Annotated in this window: 13 protein-coding genes and 1 pseudogene; 9 read left to right on the plus strand and 5 right to left on the minus strand. The window is 40.4% G+C overall.

Features of this window, described 5'->3' with window-relative positions:
* Positions 1–446: 446 nt before the first annotated feature.
* Together LYNGBM3L_RS14715 and LYNGBM3L_RS14720 are read right to left on the minus strand one after the other, a co-directional pair.
* A complete protein-coding gene (locus LYNGBM3L_RS14715) occupies positions 447–1367 on the minus strand; it encodes a choice-of-anchor L domain-containing protein (protein ID WP_008184654.1) in 921 nt (306 codons plus the stop codon).
* A gap of 98 nt (positions 1368–1465) precedes the next feature.
* Entirely contained in the window at positions 1466–7768 is a 6303-nt protein-coding gene (locus tag LYNGBM3L_RS14720) for a calcium-binding protein (RefSeq protein ID WP_161603167.1), read from the minus strand.
* Between the two features lie 817 nt (positions 7769–8585).
* Here LYNGBM3L_RS14720 and LYNGBM3L_RS14730 point away from each other — a divergent pair.
* The 4 genes and pseudogenes from LYNGBM3L_RS14730 (at position 8586) to LYNGBM3L_RS38365 (ending at position 14790) form a co-directional block, all read left to right on the plus strand.
* Positions 8586–9308 (plus strand): hypothetical protein, encoded by a 723-nt coding sequence (locus LYNGBM3L_RS14730; RefSeq protein WP_048815251.1) that lies wholly within the window; start codon positions 8586–8588, stop codon positions 9306–9308.
* Positions 9305–10207 carry a DUF1822 family protein gene (locus LYNGBM3L_RS14735; RefSeq protein ID WP_008184662.1) on the plus strand — a complete coding sequence of 301 codons (903 nt, stop codon included), beginning with the start codon at positions 9305–9307 and terminating at the stop codon, positions 10205–10207. The genes LYNGBM3L_RS14730 and LYNGBM3L_RS14735 overlap by 4 nt, the downstream gene beginning before the upstream one ends.
* A gap of 21 nt (positions 10208–10228) precedes the next feature.
* Positions 10229–13579 carry an NACHT domain-containing protein gene (locus LYNGBM3L_RS33970; protein ID WP_008184665.1) on the plus strand — a complete coding sequence of 1117 codons (3351 nt, stop codon included), beginning with the start codon at positions 10229–10231 and terminating at the stop codon, positions 13577–13579.
* A gap of 77 nt (positions 13580–13656) precedes the next feature.
* Positions 13657–14790, plus strand: a pseudogene (locus tag LYNGBM3L_RS38365) (IS630 family transposase).
* Between the two features lie 270 nt (positions 14791–15060).
* On the opposite strand, the gene LYNGBM3L_RS14760 reads toward LYNGBM3L_RS38365, so the two are convergent.
* The gene (locus LYNGBM3L_RS14760) at positions 15061–15663 is read right to left on the minus strand and encodes a type IV pilin-like G/H family protein (protein ID WP_008184668.1); all 603 of its coding nucleotides are present in this window, start codon (positions 15661–15663) and stop codon (positions 15061–15063) included.
* A 337-nt stretch (positions 15664–16000) separates the two neighbouring features.
* On the opposite strand from LYNGBM3L_RS14760, the gene LYNGBM3L_RS14765 reads away from it, so the two are divergent.
* Entirely contained in the window at positions 16001–16180 is a 180-nt protein-coding gene (locus LYNGBM3L_RS14765; RefSeq protein ID WP_044493278.1) for a hypothetical protein, read from the plus strand.
* Here LYNGBM3L_RS14765 and mutL read toward each other — a convergent pair.
* Positions 16177–17946 (minus strand): DNA mismatch repair endonuclease MutL, encoded by a 1770-nt coding sequence (gene mutL / locus LYNGBM3L_RS14770; RefSeq protein ID WP_008184670.1) that lies wholly within the window; start codon positions 17944–17946, stop codon positions 16177–16179. The genes LYNGBM3L_RS14765 and mutL overlap by 4 nt on opposite strands.
* A 529-nt stretch (positions 17947–18475) precedes the next feature.
* Between mutL and LYNGBM3L_RS43580 the strand changes: the two genes are divergently transcribed.
* The 4 genes from LYNGBM3L_RS43580 to LYNGBM3L_RS45760 all read left to right on the plus strand — a co-directional run bounded on the left by LYNGBM3L_RS43580 (position 18476) and on the right by LYNGBM3L_RS45760 (position 23266).
* On the plus strand, positions 18476–18640 hold the full coding sequence (locus LYNGBM3L_RS43580; protein ID WP_154659798.1) for a hypothetical protein: 165 nt from the start codon (positions 18476–18478) through the stop codon (positions 18638–18640).
* Between the two features lie 7 nt (positions 18641–18647).
* On the plus strand, positions 18648–18794 hold the full coding sequence (locus LYNGBM3L_RS45105) for a hypothetical protein (RefSeq protein ID WP_161603168.1): 147 nt from the start codon (positions 18648–18650) through the stop codon (positions 18792–18794).
* Between the two features lie 461 nt (positions 18795–19255).
* Positions 19256–22810: an AAA-like domain-containing protein gene (locus LYNGBM3L_RS14775; protein WP_008184672.1), complete on the plus strand. Its 3555-nt coding sequence runs from the start codon at positions 19256–19258 to the stop codon at positions 22808–22810.
* Positions 22811–23095: 285 nt separating this feature from the next.
* Positions 23096–23266 (plus strand): hypothetical protein, encoded by a 171-nt coding sequence (locus tag LYNGBM3L_RS45760; RefSeq protein WP_154659799.1) that lies wholly within the window; start codon positions 23096–23098, stop codon positions 23264–23266.
* Positions 23267–23610: 344 nt separating this feature from the next.
* Here the strand turns inward: LYNGBM3L_RS45760 and LYNGBM3L_RS14780 are convergent, their stop codons facing one another.
* Positions 23611–23865, minus strand: a complete 255-nt coding sequence (locus LYNGBM3L_RS14780) for a hypothetical protein (RefSeq protein WP_008184674.1) — start codon at positions 23863–23865, stop codon at positions 23611–23613.
* Positions 23866–24161 lie beyond the last annotated feature (296 nt).

A 24161-nucleotide genomic window follows, 5' to 3' on the forward strand; every position in this document is an offset into this window, starting at 1 on the left:
AGTAGGGAATAAAAATTATCACAATTCCTACACGGATTGCTATAGCAATTTGCAATTACCAGGTGAAAGTTCTTTTGAATTATAGCGTTTCGTGTAGGAATTGTAAACCAGGATTACAGTTTTTGACCTTGTCCTGATGCAGTCGCTCATGGGGAGGGGCTGCATCAAGACAAGGCAGGGTTGATTGATAACTATCGGCTGCTAGCACAAAATAGCGTTCTCTTTCTTGCGCTTACTCTGACATTAATGTTCCATAATTTTTGAAAAAATTTGTAGATGAAACAGTCTTTTTAAAGATGAATATTTATGCTGACTTCTGGAGGAGATCTTGTTTTAAATTAAAGCTGCCAAAGTCTTTTGAAATTGAGAGAATTCAAAGGTCTCAAGTGTTCGGGGTCGTAACTGTTCGGGCTGGTATATCATTCCCCAAAAAATTTATTTTAAAACTAATCTCTGGTTAAAAGTCCAGTCAGAAGCAATCCACCAAGAAAAAGCATCCCTAATGAAGACGCTGGTTCTGGCACTTTCAGATTGCTTTCATCATCTAAAGCACCATCAAGGCCATCACCAACAATTGAAGGTGGTTTCACAGTACCAAAAGTTCCAGCTTTCAGGAAAACAGCAGAATCATATATCCCATCTCTGACATCTTGAATCTTAATTTCAAGTCTGTTGCGTGAGTTTTGTAGTAGTGCCCCCGAGAAAAGTAAAGGACGTGTATAGCCATCTATTTTTGTCAGATTACTAACTGAACCTGTTTCAACAGGGTTATAGATAAAATCAGGATGATATGGGTCAGTTTCGCTTTCAATACCTGGTTCAAGATCGAAAAATAACTGGTTAATAGTTGCTGGACGACCATCAGTTAATGTTGCTAGGTTAACCCCATTTAACAGAAATTCAAATGAATCATTGAAAGGGCTTCCACCATACTCAATGAATTCTTCGGATCCGAATATATATTGAAAGTACAGAGTATCTTTTTCTGAACTAACATCAAACTCAATAACCAATGACGTTATATCTTCACCTGGAGTACCAAAATCTGTACTTAAATCTTGTGTAAAACTAGGATTTTCTCCATCAAAACTGTTAATGCCGACAATCTCATTGACTTTTCCTGTACTCAATACAATACCCGATTCTAATCTAAATGGATCATCTTCAAAAACACCAAATCCTCTTGAATCTCCATTTAATTCAACTTTAAAATCACTAAGTCCTGTAGTATCACCCAACAAAAAGTCAATTAAAAGATTAGGGGAACTGTTTTGTTGTACATCAAAACCTGTTGCTGGTTGCGAAGGAATAAATGTTAAGATGCTCGTTAATATGAACAACAAGCTCTCAATTTTTATTGATTTCATTTTACCTCTCCAATTAAGGTATTCAATATGAATTTGCAATTCTCAACTTGAGTCTTACAAAACTGGGATGCACTCAAACAGAACTTGAGGATTTATTTTTACTCTAAAATATTGCAGTATTCTTCATGTACTTTGTTGAAGCTAAAGTAATCATCCTGAAGATCTAGCTCGAAACCTCCTTGAATAATTCCAATTAGTTCATCTTTGTTTGTCTCACGAGAACCACGGCTGAAAATTCCTATTCCTGTTGGTAAAGTATCCCCTGTAGAAGCCAAGTAGTAATCAGGCAATAACCGACTACAACGTTTTTCTGTAAAATAAAGGTGGATAGTATCCTCAGAAGGATTAAAGTCTGTAATAATAGCGTAGCTGTCCGAAGCTTTATAGTAATCTGATGAGCTATTCCCCAGATAAAATTCGTCAGCACCATCCCCACCAGTGAGAACATCAACCTCTTGTACATTGTTGCTATTTGAAGTTCCTTTTAGGACATCATTACCAGAACCCCCTTCTAAAGTATCGCTACCATCACCTCCCAAGAGAGTATCATTGTTACCGTTGCCTTGAAGTAGATCATCACCTTCTAACCCTCTTAAATTGTTACTACTAGAATCACCAGCAAGAGAATCGTCTTGACTAGAACCTGTAATGTTTTGGATATTAATGAGAGTATCACCTTCAGCATCACCACCTAGAATGTTTCCAGTTTCTAAGTTAATCCTGACACCTTCAAGGGAATTAGAATAAGAAGCTGTATTGATACCACTTCCACCATCTAATGTATCTGCACCGCCTTTCCCGGTCAGGTTATCATTTCCTGCATCTCCATAAAGCTGATTAGCTTGATTATTACCGAATAACCAATCATCATATATAGAACCATGTAAGTTCTCAATTGAGATGAGTTGATCACCAGCAGCATCGCTGAATGGGTTCAGATATACAAATTCTTGAAAAGATTTTTCTAGGTCAACATATACACCTGAGAAACGGGCATTTTCATAGCTAGCTGTATCTTGACCTTCACCACCATCTAGCACATCAGCACCAGCTCCTCCAATTAAAATATCATCTCCATCATCAGCTTGAATCCTATCATTTCCATTACCACCACTAATTAGATCATCACCAACCCCAGCAAAGATAGTATCAAAACCACCACCACCTTGGATATTGTCACTTTGAATCGTGCCAATTATTTGACTTCGTTCAATGTTAAAGAAACTAATAGCATCATTTAATTGCTGACCATTTAAATCTGTTCTTTGTCTAGAAATATAACCAGACGTTGCATTATCGCTGTCGAAACCTCCAGTGATGCCACTCCCCCAGTCATTCCTGATACCATAGTTGACAATTAAGAGGTCATCTCCTTCTCTTCCATCAACAAAGTCAGTTTCACCACTGCTTATATCTGGATCAATATCATTATTGCCAATATCTCCAAAGAAGGTATCCCCGTATGGAGAACCCTTTAGGTTTTCAGTTGTTGACTGGCTATTTTGTTTTTCAAAAGTATCACCAGTCCCTTCTCCCCTAAATCCTTGAGAGGCTAAGTCAACACCAACACTGGAAAGAGCTTCACTGTAGTCAGCCCAGTCTTCTCCTTCTCCACCGTTAAACTTATCAGCTCCTACTCCACCAATTAGCGTATCATTACCACCATCACCATATAAGTTGTCATTACCCTCAAGACCTCGTATTTCATTGTGACCTAAATCACCTTCCAGTTTGTTATCATCTTGATTTGAACCTGTCAGGTTTTCAAAGGAACTGTACTTGCTGAACTCAGAAGTTTTTTCAAAAAATGCAAAAGCAATACTGTCTCCATTTGCCTCTCCTCCAGTACCCTTACCATCTTTGAGACTAACTGCTATACCTGTTGAAGAAGATTCATAAGAAAGTACATCTTTATCAGAACTCCCAAAGAATCCACGAACACCCCCACCATCAAGTTGATCAGCCCCTTCACGACCTTCTATAACATCATTACCTTCTGAGCCGTTTAAAATATTTGCTTTCTCGTTACCTCTGAGATCGTCTGGATGTATTGTTGCTAAGATATGCTCGATAGAGATTAGCTGATCACCTGTTGCTTCTCCACCTGTAGCAAAGCCTGTCTCTAAATCAATTCTCACACCAGCAAAAGAATTTAAATAGCTAGTTCCATCTCCCTTGATATAGCTAGTTCTATCTCCCTTGATATAGCTAGTTCCATCTCCCTTCTTTCCTTCTTCACCACCATCAATCAAATCTGCACCAAGACCACCAATAAGGAAATCATCACCGCCCAAACCGTAAATTTTGTCATTTCCATCTAGACCGTCAATAACTTCATTATTCTGATCGGTGCCAGTCATGACATCATCTTTGTTTGTTAGATCAAACTGCTCAACATTGATTATTGTATCAGTCTGACCATTGGCTCGTTTCACATAAATCTTCCCATCTGCATCTGGGGCAAGTTTTCCCGTGATTCCCTCAGTTTCATTGGCGTAACTAATAGCATCAACGTCTTTCCCATCATCGTCTTTACCGCCATCAATGGTATTGTTACCCTCACCTCCCTCAAAGAAATCGTTTCCCTTGCCACCCTTGAGTACATCATTTCCTTTTCCTCCAGATAGGAAGTCATCTCCGTCATTCCCTTCAAGTGTATCTAAACCACTTCCACCGAATAGCTCATCATCATTCCCGCCACCTTTAATAAAGGTAGGAGCTAAGACCGTATTTCCAATCTCGATACGATCTTTACCTTTGCCTCCATTACCTTCTATTTGTTTAATATTGTTGTAAGAGGCATTACCTCGCGGTTCATTTTGACCAGAGATTTCTCCGTTCTCAGTATCTTGGTATTCTACAGCATAGGATTCAACTTCGATAGTCTCTGCACCCAATTCACCATCAATGTGGTTAACCAGAACTAAGTCATTACCACCATTGGTCTTCAGTTTAAGGATGCCATCTTCTTCAATAGCACCATCACCATCGCCATCAGAGCATCCAGCATGGAAATCTACCAAGGTTTCTCTAACAATAGTAATTCGCTTGCTAAAGCTAAAAGGCCCGAAGCCTATCCGAATCTTGGCTCCTAGAATTGCATCCAGACCTCCTTCTAGTTCAAATACACAGCCAAGGTTATCAAAATCAAGAATGTGCTTTCTACCTTCTCTGTATTTACGTGGGTCGTCATCTGGGAGGTTTGATTCGTCTGGTAGAAGGTCTAAATAAGTTGTTCCTGCAATCCCCGCCTCAACACTAGCTCTCAATATCCCTAAATCAATGCCTACGTCTGCTGCAATTCCTGCCCCCAAACCAGCGGCAAATCCCCCTTCTCGGCTACCATCAAGAGGCTGTGGTACTGAATCAGTAGGCAGATCAGCGACGTAAAGTCCTTGGGCAATCAAAGATGGATCTTGATAGCCACTGGCTTTAAATTGTTCTAGACCATAGGTGTCAAATCCAAAGTCTAAGTTAGCCGCAGCTCCAGCTCTACCTAAAATCTGAACAGAGAGAGGGCCAAAGATAGGAAATTGTGGTGAGGTATATTCAAACCCTAAACCTATAACGGGTAGATCTAAGTTGAATAAATCAACAGGTTTCCCCAGTAAAAGGTTGAAGGCTGTAGTTGGTTCCGTTAGGATTGGGAACGTCAGATTTGTTGAAGAATCTTCTAAGGTTGAAGTAAATCCATTAATAACGTTCTCTGAAGAATCTAGAAAATCATCAGTTTCTTCACCGGATAGAATAGGAGACACACTTTCAAGCCCACCATTTTGAACCTCTGCACCATTAACAGTGAAGTCTCCAAAGTTAATCTTTGTATTTTGGGAATCTGCTGAAATAGAGTTAATCCAATTAACGACTTCAGCTATTTCACTAGCAACTTTAATAAACTCTAGAGTTTGTGGATCGAAGTAAACATCTGAAAAGTATGAGCCAGCCTTTTCCGCAACTTCAGCCAGGGACTTTCTCCAAAGAAGAAACTGTTTTTTTACAAGCGTATCTGTTATTTTTTTAATTGGGAAAGTGCCCGTTACTTCCTGGATAACATCAAAGGTAGGACCAGCAACACGACTGAGAAAGCTTCCTAACCCAAGCTGAACATCCCTAAATGTAATTTCAGGATCACTTTCATTAATAAAATCAAGATCAATGTCTAAATCCGTTTCAATAGAGGGCAGAACGACAGAATCATCAAAACTTGTTTTTAAGTTAAGGTTGATATCAGCTTCTCCTGTAGGGTTAAAGTCTTTAATGGCAATACTCTCATCGGAAAAATCTAAGTCAATTGCTGCCCCTAAGCTGACTTTACTAGGAGTAAGTCCATCGCCATCAATATCAACTCCATCATTGTCTGAATTGGTATCTGTATCCTCATCAGTGATATTAAACTGAAAGAAGCCCAAGTTACCATTAAAATCTACATCAGGGATCGATGTATCAAGTCTGATTGAAAGATCTTCTTCTTCTGGAGTATCAAAGAAAAATTCACCATCTCGAAGTCCGAATGAAAAGTCGAACTCATAGTTGAACGCTGTTTTGACAGTCCCACCATCAACAACTTCTAATCCAAGCCAGGGCAAACCGAAGTCTGCACTTAGAGATCTTTCAATTAGTGGTAAATCCGAGTTTAATGAAAGGTTAACAGCAAAATCTCCATTGATATCTCCTGTCACCTCAATATCATCCTCACTATCAACAAGATTTAAGCCATCAGAATCAAGAGCATCAACAAGTAATTTTTGGACGGATTCTAAGTTATCTTCATTCGACAATTGCCTGAAAATAGGAACCAGTGTATTTCTGATTTCACCAAGAAAATTTATAGGTTTCGGTAGTGAAGAGTTTGCTTCTACTGAAACCAATATTGAATCATTCTCTACATCATAATAAGCTGTTTGGTTCAGCTTTTGTTCTTCAACAGAATCATAAGAAGCTTCAACCTGAATCGATCGGCTATTTTCAACAGGAGTAAGCTCAGAGCTTGAACTTGAAAAAGATTTGAGTTCTACGTCTTCTTGATTGGAAAAAGGTACTGGACTTGATGAAAACACTGATGACCATTTATCTTCTGTGAGTGTTTCTAACGTCGTAAGGCTAGAATCTAAGGCATCAGCAATTGTTGTTCCTGCACTATTGGATTGTGATGATAAAGTGAAATACCAATTATCAATCCGGTTTTCAGAAAGACAATCAAATCCCATATAATTTTCGGGAAAATTTACTTTTTCTTTTCTGTTTTTACCTACAAAACGAACAATAGACTGTGCCCAACTATTACTATTGACGGGCTTTTCTACATAATCACCTGTATAAGGAAAGCCCAAATTTATAGCTTTTTCTTTAGACTTATGGTTTTTTGAATCTGCTGCGCATCCAGGTTCCCCTGAACCTAATATATCAGGGTAGTATATAGGTATCTCACTCTCATTTAAGGTATAAGCTCTGACAGCATCTAGTAAGTCATAAATAAAATCAGATGATACGCTTGTACTATCTGAAAACTTAACTTCATGTAACTCAGGGTCCCACGATATTAGAGCTTCACGTTTACCTGTAAATTTTTCACGAGCTGCATCAAGATCTGATTCTCTGGAAAATTCTACTTGAAGCCTATCAGATGGATTATGAGCACCAATGACTATGTAGTTCTTGCTCAGTTGTTGACTTGAATTATTGAAATTTTCAATTTCAATATCTATATCAGAGTAATTTTCAGTTAAGTATTTTGATAAATTACTATCAATATTAAAAATCTCAATTATTAAAAATTGATGAGTTCCAACTGGAAAACGAGCAAGGTCTCTTGCCGCCACGTATAATTTTCCTTCAATTTCTTCTGGTCTGAAAGTCTGAGTTTCATATAAAAGTGTACTTGATTCATCTAAATGAAGAGACAGAAAATCCTGATCGCTTTTGATAGTTGCTACTTTTTCTGAATCTAATTCTTTACCTTGAACTAGATAGCTAAAATACTCTCCCTCATCTCCAGGTGTATCTTCAGTATTAATAGTTGAATCAATTAAATGACCTAGCTCCTCTAAGAGAACATCCGTAGTTTTCTGAATATCAGAGCTATTGGCACTAATAAAATCCTGTGAAAGGTACACTCTGTTGTTACTTGCCGCAAATGCAGCATTTGCTCCATTTAGTTCATCAGCAGAGCGAATCTCAAATTTTGGTAACCAGTCTAAGCTGCTTGAGGTAAAATTCTGACGTAACTCATCTAGCTTCTGGGTATCAAACTGATCACCAAAGACTTCAATAATCTTCTGCTCAAACGACTCATCTGTTGCAAAATCAGCCAAAATTGATAGAGCCTGATCCAATGCCCTATCCAGGATTAATATCCCACTATCTGTCAATAACTCACTTCCAACAAAATCTACTCTAGACATTACTCCAAGCTCCATAAGCAGAATAGTTCACAAGAATGTGTATATTTCTCAAGTTGACCCATTCTGAAGGTGGAATGTGGGGTATGAGTGAGAAATTAATGATCCTCGTGGACTATTTAAGTTTTGAGGCGACGTGGAACGCACCCCTATATTTAAGACTCAGCCCTAGAAAAAAAAAATGTGCAAAATCTGATCTAAAAAGTTGCAAAGCTAGTAATGATGAGCCATACAGCCAGTAGAGCTTCGGGAGGCTTGAGTAATCAGGGACTACCGGTGTGGTCTTGGGGGTTTCCCCCATGAACGACTGCCGTGGTTCCCGCCATGATCAACTCCATCAAGACAGTGAGATGCAGCCCTTCAATCTCAAGTGCTTCATAAGAATTATAATTATCAACAGAAGAGTCATTGTTAGTTCCCTCTCAGGGTAAAGGCAAAAATTAATAATGGAGCATAATTATCAACACTATTGATAAAAGTATGCAATAGTGCTGATAATCAAGGCTTAATATGGTCATAATTATTGTCCTATATCACATTTTGGCTCAATTTTTCTGGCGCTTACCCTAAGAGGTTGTCTGAGAAGTCTCATTTGCTACATCCAAGCCCCCGTTGGTCCCCCAATTCTGGGGGACTTTTAGAAGCAAATTGACTCTTGTTCCCCCCAAGCGAGGGATTGCTCGCTTGGGGGGTCAGGGGGGCAAAATTCAGTATCAAAAAACTTGGGAGATATCCTCTAAGTTCCCTCTGAATATTCTTGTTTATTGAAATATCAGGGATTAAAGAGTAATCTACACCAGTTATCAAAAAAAAGATGACTATGACAGATCAACAATTACTGGCACTTATTAATAAGATTTGTGGCAATCAGGACTTTCAGAGTGAAGAACGGCGACGGGATATCCATCGACTATTACTTGAATGTCAGCAGTTACCCGGACTCCGAAAATCTTCTTATCCCCTTTATTTGGAAGCTTTAGACCAAACTTGGGAATGGGTAATCAAAAATATTTGTGCTTTTGAACCCAAACCAGACTTAGCAGTTCAGACAAGCTTGTTAAAATGGATAAATGGTTATCTAATATGGCGGATTAAAGATTTATATCTTAACCAAGCATACCAACATAGTCGTGAGTCTAGTTTAGATGTCTACATCAATGAAAATTCGGACAATCCCTCAACACTACTAGATCAACTTCCAGATGGTGGTTTTGAGACTCCTACTATCAGTGGAATTGAAGGTTACATTGAGAAACTCAGAAAGCAGAAAATTCAGGAAACCTTTGAACAATTAGAACGTTACGTAGAGGAAGATCCAGACCATAGCTTTCAAAAGTGTCATCCTCGTAAGCGTCCCGATTGTAACTGTCAGCTCCTTTGCCAAAGGTTACTTTTTAAAGACCCACCAGAGAAGTTAACTCACCTCAGCAGGGAGTTGGGCATTAAGTACGATACTATCATATCCCATTGGAAAAGAAAATGCCTACCACTCCTTCAAAAAAAATTGAAGGATCTAGGTTACTCAGGAGACGAAGAATCATGACAAATCAAAACATGCAAAATTTAGAAATTACCCTCGGTATTGAAGCTCATCGTTTCGCTAGCAAATTCGCAGCGGAACAAGCCACAACTGCAAAAAGTAAACAGGTTTATTTTAATACATTAGCGGTTTATGCAGTTCACAGATATCTTAAGTATCTTGGCATTGACACTGATTTAAAGGAAAGTGATTGTTGGAATCCAATTCTAAGACATCAATGGAATGTTGCCGATTTAGTTGTTCCTGACATTGGCAGATTAGAATGTCGTCCTGTGCTACCTGGAGAAACTACTGTGTCTTTACCTCCAGAAGTAACCGAAGACCGGATTGGTTATCTTGCTATTCAGTTTAGCGAACACTTAGATCAAGTCCAGCTTTTAGGATTTGCTAAAGCAGTCGTTGCAGATGTTATCGAAGTTAGTCGGTTGCGCTCGGTTGATGACTTGATTGGTGAACTCTCACCTCTACCGGTAGTAAACCCCTTAAAATTAAAAGACTTGGAAAAGCTTTTTGATGACACATGGCAAGCTGTAGATGCTGTCCTGGCACCTAGACAATTTGCATTTAGAAATCTAGAAATAAACGATGATGTTATTGAACGGGCTAAAAAAATTACTCTAGGTTTATCAGCAGATTCTCAACAAGTAGATTTAGTAGTGAGTCAATGGTTGGCAGAAAATCAAGAGGTGGGATTTTTATTTCAAGTTCATCCTACAGAAAAGAATGAGTTTTTGCCTTTGGGTTTAAAATTAAAAGTCATGCTTGAGTCAGATAGTGAGGAAGTAGAAGCCCAGGAAGCAGACAGTTGGATTCAGATTGCCTTAACTGAACTTCCAGGAAAACTAGTCACTGTTCAAATTTCTCTAAATGATGAATCTGTAACTGAGGAATTTGTTGCTTAGCTCTACACAAAGGCAAATAAAATGAGTAAGACAGTTATTATTATCCCAGAAGATGGCAATTTTCAGCGAGGTTTTGGTCAAGCTACCATCAAGATTGTGGAGGAAGGTAAAAATGATCCAGAGAACTACAGACAGATATACTGTCAACTACCTCAAATCCCAGAAATTCTCAGGTATTATCAGGAATGGCAGGATAAATATAAAACCCTTCTGGAGTCTTCTAGGGATGAGGATTCTAGAGGTATTATACGGACTATACGTCCTCGGTTTTCTATCCCTGAGTACATAGCTAAGTGTGATCAGTCCCTTGATCTTTTACGCAACGATCTCAATCATTGGCTGAGGACTACAAAACAACAACTCGAACAAATTCTCGATCTAAACTCCCAGGATGAAATTCAGGTCGTTGTTCAAACACATGAGATTACCTCTGAATCCACCAAAAATATATTACACAAACTACCCTGGCACTGCTGGGACTTGTTTATTGATGACTGTTTTGGTGATGTTGCTCTCTCCTTCGCTGCATCAGAGCAAATTGCCGCTGCTATTGTTACTGACCAGAACTCAAATTCCCAAAGACCGAAACGGGTCAAAATCTTATGTATTTTAGGAGACAGCGGTCAAGGTATTGATGTGGAAGCTGATAGACGATTACTCCGAAAGATACCAGGAGCATATTGTGTTTTTCTGCGACAGCCAACTCTTGAAGAATTGGAATCATTTTTAAATAAATCTTGGGATATTCTATTTTTTGCTGGACATAGTGATGTTCAAGAAGATGGTCAAACTGGCTTGCTCAAAATTAATTCAGAAGAATCTCTAGATATTCAAACGATTAGAAAGACGATGGAAAGAGCCATTGAGCAAGGTATGAAGTTGGCTATTTTTAATTCCTGCAATGGACTGGGATTAGCACGTCAACTCGCAGATTTAGATATTGCTCAGATTATTGTTTGGCGAGAACCCGTTCCTGATCAAGTGGCACAAGAGTTTCTCAAATATTTTCTGGGATTTTTCACTACGCATTTATCTCTATATCGCTCTGTACAGGAAGCTAGAATCAAGCTACAGAGCTATATCAAAAAGAACAAAAATAAACTACCAAAAGTCAGTTGGCTACCAGTCATTCATCACAATCTAGCTAAAGAAAGCATCACCTGGAAACAGTTACGGGGACTCTCAGATACGGACACTATGCCCTCAACTCCAGCTCCTGTCAGTTCCTGGGGGATAGTAGGATCTCTCTTGCAATTAATGAAAATTGATATTGCCAGCAAGAAAGCTAGTCCCCGTGAAACCTTACTTAAGCGGGTAGAAAAATTCTGGATTCAAGGTGTTCTTAAGAAGTCTTTACATATCGAAGAAACCCTTGAATTGGGTCTAATTGAAGACCCTAGCGCCGTGATCAATCCCTCAAGTCAACAAGGAGCAAATTCAAGTCGGCAAAGACAAGATCTGCCTGAAGGAACTAGAGCAATTGACGTATTTGGGGAACTTGAAAACACCAGAACAATGCTGATTCTTGGTAGATCGGGGTCAGGTAAGACCACCGCACTTCTCGAAATTGCTGATGAATTAATCAGTGATGCCAGGAAAAACACAACCCTACCAATTCCTGTAGTGCTCAACCTTTCCAGTTGGGCTGGGGAGAAAGAGCCAAAACCCTTAGCCCAGTGGCTGGTTACGGAACTGAATAGAATCTATCAGTTTTCTGAAAAGCAGTGTAAGGATTGGGTAAAAAATCAGCAACTACTACTTTTATTAGATGGTTTAGATGAAGTCAGAGAAAGCAAAAGAGGAGATTGCATTAGAGCAATCAATCAGTTTATAGTAAACTATAAAGAAACCGAAATGGTGGTTTGCTCTCGAATTCGAGATTACCACAAAATTTCAGAGAAGCTTCAATTTCAAACTGCTGTTTTCTATAGGCAACTTACAGACCAACAAATCCAACGGTATTTTGACGATGCTGGAGACGCCTTGTCAGGAGTTAAGGAATTAAAAGAAGAAGACGAAGCCATACAGGAATTAGTGAAAAGTCCTCTGACTCTAAACTTTATTGCTGTTGCCTATAAAGGTCAGACAAAAGATGACTTAAACAATGACTTAAACAATGACTTAAACAATGACTTATTAGACATAAGCTTATTTGAAAAACGTCGAAAGCATTTACTTGATGCTTATATTCAAAAAAAACTTGAAGAAAAGCCGGTAAAATTTTCAAAAAAAAGCTCAAAAAAATGGTTAATTTGGATAGCTCATCAAATCACACAAAGAGAGCGAAAAGAATTATTAATTGAGCGGATGCAGCCTGATTGCTTACCTGTAGGTATTCAACAATGGATCTATAGTGTTGTTTTTAGAGTGATTCTTGGACTGATAGCTGGATTGACTACAGCCTTACACTTTGGTACCCAGGTTACCGATGATATAGGAGTACAAATCTCCTTGGTAATTCCTTCAGTGATAGCAGCTATAGTATCCTGTCTAAGTTTTCCAGTGCTATCTTATTTGAGAACTATAACTATACCAGGTTTTAGGGTTGAGTTGATCCCTCAAAAAATCCAAAAACTATCTCAAAAACTATCTAAGCTTATTCCTGGAATTATATCTGGGCTACTCTATATCATCATTACTGCTTTAATGATCTATCCCATGGTTGGAGAGGGCATAAAAGATGATAAATGGAGGGCTATTCTATCTCCTGTGACGGCTGATGGAGTAGCTATGGGGTTCTTGTTAAGCTTTATCAACAGAGAAATAGGAATTATTGACACTATCAAGCGAGATCCTAAGCAAGCCATAAGATATGGAACGGTTGGACTAATAGGTGGTTTAATTTATATCCTTGTGCGTTTGTTGTTTACAAAAAGATATGATCTCAGCCAGTTCGGAGCTTATTTTGATATCTTTATTGAGGTTATAGTATTCTCAACACTTCCTGGACTGGTTGGTTTTTTAGGCAAAGGAGAAAACCTAGAACAAACCATAATTCCTAACCAGGGTGTTTGGAAGTCAGCTAAAAATGCTGGTATTTTCTTTGGAATCTTTTTTTTTGTAGGAATACTCTATAGCTTAAATTACATCCAAGCACCTCATGAGCTCATCAGTATTGCATTAGCGGTTGGTTTACTTACTGGGATAGTAGGTGGAACAGGACCAGTATTTGCTGGAGTTGTTTTAATTCAACACTTTACGTTACGTCTAATTCTCTGGTGGCAAGGCTATACTCCTTGGCATTATGCCCGCTTCCTTGACTACGCCACAGAACGTATCTTGTTAAGAAAAGTTGGGGGTGGTTATATCTTCATTCACCGCATACTGCAAGAACATTTTGCTCAAAGATATTCTGGAAACAGGGAACAGTGAATAGGGAATCGGGAATAAGCTGTTCGGCATTTAAATTGGTATAATAAAAATTAATAAATAACCCAATAATAGGAAATATGCCAGCAAAAAATTATCTGACAGCAAAAAACAATACTTCAAAAAGCCTTAAAAATAGAAGAAAATGGAAATATTAGAGAACGTATTTTAATTTTGCTGTTGTTGAATAGTGGAAAAACACAGTTAGAAATTGCTGAAGTTTTGGGTTGTTCAAAGAACACAGTCTGTTATTGGTGTGTCCACGGAGATCCAGATGACTTAGAGAGTCTTAAAGATAAAAGAATGAAAGGCAATCACCAAAAAGCAACAAAACAATATATAGAAGTATTATTAGAATTAGTCGAAAAAGAACCCGAAGAATTAGGATATGAATTTGGTCGATGGACAGCTCAAAAATTAGCCGTTCATTTAGAAGATACAACAGGCATCAAGTTAAGTGGGTCTCAAGTTCGTAGGATACTAGTCAAGAAAAAATATGTTTACCTTTGGTCAAAGTATAGCTTAGATTCTAAAAAAGACCCTAAAAAAAGGGAAGCATTTAAAAAGAAACTAGATGAGTATTTAAAAATAGAAAAAGAAAGCCCAGAGCGTCTTCAGGTATGGTTTTGGGATGAAAGCGGATTTAGTTTGAGAGTCATCAGAAGAAAAAACTGGTGTAAAAGAGGAAAGCGAAAAAAAGTTAGAGGAGACCGTTCGCGCAGCGTCGGGCTTTGCCCGAAAGGCAAGGGAGAGTTAATGTGATGGGAGCTTTGCGATATTCAGATAAAAAAAGATTTGTAGATTTCCTCAAAAAAAGCAATAGTCAAACTTTTTATGAAGTTTTAAAAACCTTTTATAAAGAGCTAGAAAATGAATGGATGGAAGCGGGTAATCAACTAGAAGACTTTGCTAAGAAAGGACCGAAAATCGTCATTATTTTAGACAATGCTAGTTTTCACAAAAAAGCCGAATATATTCATAAAATAGAAGAAGATATGCCGAATATTTATTTAGAATATCTTCCCGAGTATAGTCCTGATTATAACTTAATTGAATTGGTTTGGCATTCAGCAAAAGAATATATTGCCAATCGAGTTTTCAAATCAATTGAAGAATTAGAATGTTTGTTAAATCATCTTTTAAATGAAGGAGGGTTAATTATAAAATGGGTACGAAAAATAAAAAACAAAGGCAATGCTGTTATCACAGTTTAAATGCGCAACAGCTTAGTGGCACAGGCTTCGACGCTGTGACGCTGACAGCTGATAGTTGATAGCCTCACAGTTGAATGCTTACAACACACCGAAAACTATCTCCTATTTTTTACTCAAACAACCATTTACGTCTAGTAGAAGCATTCTATCAGGTTCGTCTCATTCGTGCAGACCAACCATGGAATCAAGCAACAGAAACCCTCCGACGGGATCTTTGTGATCACTACCCTGTTTATGGACACTTTGAGTTCACGGCATCTTCTAGAGGAGTTATGAACAGTATTCTTTGGGATTAGCAAGAATCTTAAAAATAAGTGGGATGATTAACTTATTCAAATTATCCGTGTTGATATCTATAGGAATCTTAGGACAGGTCTTAGTCTGACCATCTTGTAAAAACACTACTCCTGCATAAGATTTCAGCTCAGGCTGTTTAGATAAACCTAACAAAACTGAACCATCTAATAATGGCTGAGAAGATAATACTATGTACTGGTATTGTTCAGTCTCATAAGAAAGTGAAAATCCTAATTCTTCTAGGGAATTAGCAAATTCTCCATTAGTGATATAGTATTCATGCTGAAGTTGTAGTAGATTCCGCACCCTAGTAATAGCTTCAACTTCTTTTGCTTTATTAGCTTGTCTAAGCAATGTAGGAAGTGCAATGGCAGACAAAATTCCTATGATAATAATTGCTACAAGCAACTCAAGCAGTGTGAAGCCTTGTTCCTGATTGCTAAAGTTCCAATCATTTTTAGAACGACCTAAACTACTAGGTTGCTGAGTTTTGAGCCAAATCGATAATCTATGGCGAGGCTTGCTCAACTTAAGTTGTTGTGGAAAACCTCTGGCTTGTTTTTTAGTAGACGACATAGTGTTTAAACCCTGACAACTATTGCCATTTTTTATTCATCCTGATTATAGAATTAATTGTCTACCCTCTAGCACCATGACTAAAGACACAATGTCTAGCAGTCATTATATATAGGGTTTATATTTGAGTTGTGAACATACTCCCAAACGCCAAGAAGCAAGAGGCAAAAGGCTAAAGGCAAGAGGGTAAAGAGATCTGAAGTGTATTGTCCAATAAAAAAATACCTCCTAGGTTTACATCTCATTTATAAACGCTATAGATATTTTCTATTCAGTCACTCCCTACACCGAATCGCCTTGGGCGAACAACTGCCTAACCTACCCTACACCGAACGCCTTGGGCGAACAACTTGATAACCTGCTAACCTACCCTACACCGAACGCCTTGGGCGAACAACTTGCTAACCTACCCTACACCGAACGCCTTGGGCGAACAACTTACCAACCTGCTAACCTTCAACTTGCCAACCTTCAACTTACCAATCTGCTAACCTTCAACTTACCAACCCTTACTTAAATCCCATGACTTTTTCCAATTACCCAATGACGGCGGAAAAAACGGGAAAGAGCAGACTCTTTTAAGGATAAATAAATAGGACGCCCGTGGGGACAAGTGCGAGGGTGCCTAGTCTTTTTCCACTGATCTAATAACTGCTGCATTTCTGACAAGCTCAGGGGGATGCCATTGCGAATTGCACTGCGGCAGGCAGTTGCTACTTGAGCGGTTTGTAAGTCTCCTCCTAAACTCAGCTCTAATAGGGCTTTGGCACAATCGTCTCGCTGACGCAACAGTTCTGGTGCATTCCGTACTGCCCACAGCTCTTCTCCAAAGGGGTCCACTTCTAAACCAATGCGCTGTAGTTGTTCCACCTGGCTAGGGGATAAGTGCTGGAGAATGATGGGAGGTTCTAAGGGGACTAACTGCCAGCGATCGCATAATTCTTCATACAACACCCGTTCATGGGCAATGTGCTGTTCAATTAACCAAATACCAGTAGGATGCTCGGCTACAATATACATATTATGAAGCTGAGCCATGGCTCGCAGTTGGATTAGCCCAATATCATCAGTTTTGTTATCAATTTTGCTATCAATTTTGCGATCAGTTTTGTCAGTAATTTCTTGAGTGTCTGGTATCAGTTCAATTGAACGACTAGTGGTGTAACCTCCTCTAGCTTCTGATGTTTTGAGTAACTGTTTTACCCTGTTGGAGTGAATGCTTTCTGGGAGATTGGCTGGGGTGATTCGCAAAGCGTGCTCGATAGCTTCAGCAACTTGCTCTTGCCAGTAAGATACGGAGTGTAAGTAAATTTCGGTCTTTGCTGGATGACGATTCCAGTCGATTTGACTCGGACAAATCCGCAGGTGCAGGAAACAAATGGGATAGCGATCGCGAGGCAAGGTTCGAGCTAATCCTGTGATCATGGTTTGTTCCAATTCATGCGATCGCACAATTCGTCCATTAGTCGCTACCTTTACCCAGTCTGGACGTCTGCGATGGCATCGATCCGGTAATCCTAACACTAGCTCCATCAAACCATTTCCGAGATTTCCCTTGGTGCTTTTATCCTGTTGTTGTTCTGTTGCCGAATCCGGTATGGGCACTTCTACCGTTAACGGCTGCAAATCACTTTCCTTTAACTGCTTGATAATTTGAGGCAGAATCTGTTGGGCAGTATGACCAGGACAAAGATTAAACCATGGACGTCCATTTTGCTCCACTTGCCAGCTAACCCTAGGATGACACAGAGCATGTTGATGAATAATGGTTTGGACAGCACGCAACTGTTGTGCCATCGGCGGTAAACCCTGGCGACGCACGGGCAATTTACCAAATAAATTAGACACTATCACAATCGTACCGGGTGCGATCGCAGCAGATTCAATCTGACGCAGTTGACCTTGGGAATTATAGATAACTCGCCACCCCTGACTATTTCCTGGACATCGGCTCAAAATTTCTAACTCTGCCACAGCCGCCAAACTATGCAACGCTTCCCCACGAAATCCCAAACTAGTAATCTTCCACAGATCATCACTACTACAGATTTTGCTAGTACTGTGGGCAAAAGCCGCTTTTTGCAAATTCTTCACCTCCATCCCTGTGCCATTATCTGCCACTCGTACCCGCCATTGCTCAGTCCACAGGGAAACAGTAATCCGAGTTGCCCCAGCATCAAGGGAATTTTCGATCAGTTCTCGCACCACTGCCGCTATTGAATCAATGACTTCCCCAGCAGCAATTAGATGAACTACGTTTTTAGGTAGGGTTTGAATAATCATTTCAGGGAATCGGGAATCGGGAATCGGGAATTGGGAATCGGGAATCGGGAATCGGGAATCGGGAATCGGGAATCGGGAAAAAATTGTACCTCATAAGTATGATAAACGCTATATAGTGAATTTTTAATTAATTTTGTATAAAACACAAAGGACAACAAACAATATTACTATAAATAATGTGATTAAACGGATTTACCTTAGTTCTATATAACCAACGTTATCCATAAGTTAAGAATTTGGAGTATCGCGTCAGTAATATCACTTCAGGAGTATCGCCTCAGGAGTAATTATAAATTATTTACCCAATAATTAGTAATTCATCAGCGTTTTATCAGCCATCCAATTTTCGATTATATCTCAACAATATTGAGAAGTATACTAATTCATTCATTATGGTTATTTATATTAACAATAAAACTGCAAATTTATGACCTATAATTTAAATTTAATGCTATAGTATGTTGTGTATATAATCAAAAGTATTGCTGATATAACATAACCCTAAAAAAACTCCGAATGAGTCTGATAATTGCTAGATGAGGTACAGTCAATTTTCTTCCCCCGACTCCCTCGGTGCGCTTTCCGTAGGCGAATTAAATTCGCCACGGGTCGCACCGCTCCCGATTCCCGATTCCCGTTCCCCTCCTGGGAGGGGTTAGGGGTGGGTTCCGATTCCCTACTCCCTACTCCCTAAGGAAACAATGAACCAACAACGACAAAAACCCCACTACTCAATATGTCAGGGATTCCGTATTCCCATGGGATTTCCGGTAACCTGTTTTGAATCTGGACTGAATTACAATGCTCAAGCGGAGGATAACTTTATTGTTACGTATCCCAAATTTTGATTCCCAGTAAGCATATGCGCTACTTGAGGTGCTACTTGAGGTGCCGTCAGCTGTCAGCCGTCAGCTAAAAGCTCACGCTACTTGAGGTGCTTAAGATAAACCTTGACGGGAGAATTTAATAGTTCAAGATTTTGTAAGCATTCAGCAGTCAGCAGTCAGCAGTCAGCAGTCAGCGGTCAGCGGTCAGCTTATTTTATTCAAAAGCACCGATTGCGCTACGCGCAAGCTGCGCGAACAGTAGGGTGGCACAGGCTTCGACGCTGTGACCTAACCCATAAGCTGATAGCTAATAGCTGAAAGCTGATAGCTAATAGCTAATAGCTGAAAGCTGATAGCTGAAAGCTGATAGCTGAAAGCTGATAGCTGAAAGCTGATAGCTGAAAGCTGATAGCTGATAGCTTAGCTCCCTACTCCCTAAAACCCAGAATAAAAATAGCTCACCCAATTCAAAACTGCTACACATGGACACCTACGAATATCAAGTCGGTGGTAGTTTAAAATTAAATGCCCCTAGTTATGTAGAGCGTCGAGCTGATGCTGAACTTTATAATGCCTTAATTAGGGGTGAGTTTTGTTATGTGTTCAACTCCCGACAGATGGGTAAGTCTAGCTTGCGCTTACGGATCAAGCATCGACTGCAACAGGCTGGTTTTAGCTGCGCTTCTATTGATATGACGCGCATTGGTAGCGAAACTATTACTCCCCAGCAGTGGTATAAGGGATTAGTAGTTGAGTTATTAAGGAATTTCAAACTTTACCGGAAGGTTAATTTAAAAACTTGGTGGCGTGAGCACGATGATTTATCGGAAATCCAGCGATTGAGTCAGGTGATCGAAGAGATTTTGTTAGTTAACCTCAAAAGCGAAAAGATTTTTATTTTTATCGATGAAATCGATAGCGTGATTAGCCTCAATTTCCCGACCGATGATTTTTTTGCTCTGATTCGATCCTGCTATAACCAGCGAGCAGAAAATCCAGACTACAATCGCCTCACCTTTGCTTTATTTGGAGTCGCCACCCCTTCGGATTTAATTTCCCAGATAAAACGAACTCCTTTTAATATTGGTAAAGCTATTGATTTGCATGGTTTTACCCTAGAAGAAGCTCAACCATTAGCATCAGGATTAGTAGGATTAGTAGAGAATCATCAAACTATTCTCAAAGAGATATTGGCTTGGACAGGAGGACAACCATTTCTGACTCAAAAGCTGTGCTATCTGGTGCAGATATCGAATCAAAAGGCAATTAGTGGCTCTCTGACGATTCCCCCTGGTACGGAAGGATTTTGGTTAGAGCAGCTTGTGCGTAAGGAAATTATTGAAAACTGGGAAGCCAATGATCAACCGGAGCATTTACGAACCCTACGGGAACGCATTCTCAGAAATGAACAAGGCTCTAGTCGGTTATTAGCCCTTTATCAGGAAATCTTACAACAGGGAGAAATTGCTGCAGATGATACTCCTGAACAAATAGAATTACGGCTAAGTGGGTTAGTTGTCAAGGAGCCTGGTCAGGATAACAAAACTTCCCCAGTATTAAGGGTTTATAATCCCATCTACCAGTCTATTTTTAATCAGGATTGGGTTGAGCAAAAATTAGGGAATCTGCGACCTTATAATCAAGCCCTAAACGCTTGGTTAGCCTCCAACCGTGAAGATAATTCTCGGCTGTTGCGAGGACAAGCTTTAGCAGAAGCCTTAAACTGGAAAGCGGGCAAACGGTTGAGTATAGTAGATGATGAATTCTTAGCTGCTTCTCAAGAATTAAGCTGGATTGAACAGCAACGGTATTTAGAAGCAGAACGGGCTAAGGAAGCAGAAGCAAGATTAGCAGAACAGAAAAAAAGTGCCAGACGACTCAAGTTCTTGCTAATGGCAGTGGGCACAGCATTGATGGTTTCCACAGGGTTAGGGGTGACCACTTACCTCGGATATAGACGCTCAGCTATTAGCGAAATGAATGCGATCGCAAAATCCTCAGCAGCGCTCTTTGCCTCCAATCAACAATTGGACGCCCTAGTAGAAGCGATCAGAGCCAAGGAACGATTGAAAAGCTTTGGTAACGCAGACCCCACTACGGAAACTCAAGTAGAATCGGTGCTAAGACAGGCAGTTTATGGGACTGTTGAATATAATCGCTTAGTAAAGCATAGTAATCAGGTTTGGGCAGTTGCCATTAACCAGGATGCTAATCTAATCGCTACCGCTAGTTACGATAAGACCATCAAACTCTGGACACTGGATGGTAAACTACTATCTACTCTCAACGGTCATCAAGCTGGAGTTTACGACATTGCCATTAGCCTAGACGGCAATCTGATTGCTTCCGCTAGTGACGACAAAACCGTCAAACTCTGGAAACGGGATAGTCAGGGAACGTTTCAACCCCGACCCTATAAAACCCTCAACGGCCATCAAGCTGGCGTTTATGGTGTTGCCATTAGCCCCGACAGCCAGATGATTGCTTCAGGGTCTGGAGACAAAACCGTTAAGCTCTGGAAAGCTGACGGTACCTTGATTACTACTCTTAAAGACCATAGCGCTACTGTTTATGGAGTGGCCATTAGCCCAGATGGTCAAACCATTGCGTCAGCGTCAGGGGACAAAACCGTTAAACTTTGGGGCTATAATGGGAAATTACTAAGGACGTTTCAGGGGCATAATGACCGCGTTTACAACGTTGCCATCAGCCCAGATGGTCAAACCATTGCGTCAGCGTCAGGGGATAAAACCGTTAGACTTTGGGGTACTGATGGCACTTTACTAAACACCCTTCAGGGCCATAGCGATCGCGTTTACAACCTTGCGATCAGCCCAGATGGTAAAACCATTGCGTCCGCGAGTTGGGACGGAACCGTTAACCAGTGGAGTTGGGAAGGCACATTACTCACTACCCTCAGAGGACATCAAGATTTAGTGTACGGTGTGGCCATTAGCCCAGACGAAAAAACTATTGCATCCGCGAGTTGGGATGGAACGGTCAGGCTCTGGAAACCCGATGGCATCATCCTCACCAGGCTCAGGGGGCATAGTGATTTAGTTTGGGCAGTGGCCATTAGCCCAGACGGAAAAACCATTGCATCGGCGAGTTGGGATCACACAGTCAAACTGTGGAATAAAGACGGTAGCCTACAAACAACCCTAACTGGCCATAGTGCTAGAGTTTCCGGAATAGCGATTAGCCCAGATGGTGAGATGATTGCCTCCGCTAGTGCCGATAACACCATCAAGCTCTGGCACAGAAACGGTAGCTTGCTAAAAACTTTAACAAATCATACCAGCGCCGTTTTAGCAGTAGTCTTCAGCTCCGACGGTGAGATGATTGCCTCTGCTAGTGCCGATAACACCATTAAGCTCTGGAAACAGGACGGTACCTTAATTAATACCCTCAAGGGCCATAGCGATCGCATTGATGGAGTAGCCTTCAGCAAGCGATGCAGCGCGGTCTTGGGGGTTTCCCCCATGAGCGACTGCATCAAGAAAGACGGGACTCTAATTGCTTCCGCCAGTTGGGATAAAACTGTCAAGCTTTGGAAGCCAGACGGAACCTTGATTACTACCCTGAAAGGACACCATGACCGGGTTTACAGCGTTGCCATCAGTCCCGACGGTGAAACCATTGCGTCAGCGAGTTGGGACAAAACCATTAAACTCTGGAAGCGCGATGGTACCTTGATTACTACCCTCAACGGTCATCAAGCAGGGGTATTAGCAGTAGTGTTTAGCCCTGACGGTAACAGAATTGCTAGCGCTAGTTATGACAAAACCGTCAAACTCTGGAAGCAGGATGGAACCCTTTTAACTACCCTGAAAGGACATAGCGATGGCGTCTTAGCCGTAGTTTTCAGCCCAAATGGTGAGATGCTCGCCTCCGCTAGTGGAGACAACACTGTTATTATATGGGATTTAGATCAAGTCCTCGATTTAGATCAGTTACTAATCTATGGTTGCAATTGGATACAAGATTATTTGAACACTAACTCGGAGGTTAATGATGTTTGTCACCCTTTTGAATAGGCAATAGGCATGCTAGCAATAGGCAAGAGTAGATGTAGGGTGGGCAGTGCAACAGACCGATTGATCTGGCTTGGATTTTGCGTAGGTATGCACTGCCCACCAAGAATTAATTACAATCGAACAATTGTTGTTAACTGATACTCAATGGGATTCGGCTTCGCCGACCCTATGCGAACGCATTTAACAATTTCACTAATCATACTAACCGGTTTGATTCTTGTTTGACCCGGTGGTGCGTTACACCGACCGGCTGTAGCAATGCTGAGGACGAGGCAGAAAATGAGGGTGAGCCCGTCTTATCACGCACCCTACGCAACTTTCAACCGAACAACCTTCAACCTTAAACCGAACAACCTTCAACCGAACAACCTTCAACCTTCAACCTTCAACCGAACAACCTTCAACCTTCAACCGAACAACCTTCAACCGAACAACTTTCAACCCCCAAAAAAATAGCCGCAGAAATACTTTCCACGGCTAGAATTTATCTTTATGACTCAACTTTGTAAACCAAACCAGACAACATAATCCGATATGATTAGACCGTAAGCATATGCGCTACGCGCACGCTACGGGAACAGCTATCAGTTATCAGCTTTCAGTTATCAGCTATCAGTTATCAGCTTATGCGCTACGCCAACAGCTTTTGAATAAAACAGGTAACTATTTGTTTAATCTGAGTTATGTCTGCTGACCGCTGACTGCTGACCGCTGACTGCTGACCGCTGACCGCTGACCGCTGACTACTGACTTCAGACCCGATTTTTTTGCCAAGGGGGTAAAACCCCCCATAAGTTAGTTTAACCGATAATTAAGTACTTCGTCATTATCGTAATGAATTCCCCTGGGATCCCAGTGGGCTGAAGGGGGCTCCACTCCGAGATTTCCGCGTAACGCAGTGCATAAAGGGCATACATGGTATTGAGTATTGCCTTACGTGACCCTTTCAAAATGTGCTTAACTGGGTATTTTTTTGGAGAAGGTTCCTGAGGAGTATTACCGGGAGTAGTCTCTTCAGGATTGTTGTTTTCGTTTGGTACAAAGTCTTCAGTCATAATTAAACTCGTGTTTGAAGTTTACAACTATAATCATAACGATTATAGTTAAAATTGTCAAGGAATTTTAGAATTTTTTTTCTGAAGGGGTATTGAAAGAAAATGTACGGAAAAGAAATAGAATTTAGAATTTAGAATTTAGAATTGGGAATTGGGAATTGGGAATCGGGAACAGTTGCGTAGGGTGCGTTAGGGGCGGACTTGCCCTAATTGTTTGCTCAAGCGCCAGCCTTGGTATAGTCCGCCCCGTAACGCACCACCAGGTCAAACAGCAAAAGATCGTAGGGTGGGCATTG

Origin of the sequence: Moorena producens 3L, assembly GCF_000211815.1 — a bacterium.
Taxonomy (GTDB): Bacteria; Cyanobacteriota; Cyanobacteriia; order Cyanobacteriales; family Coleofasciculaceae; genus Moorena; species Moorena producens.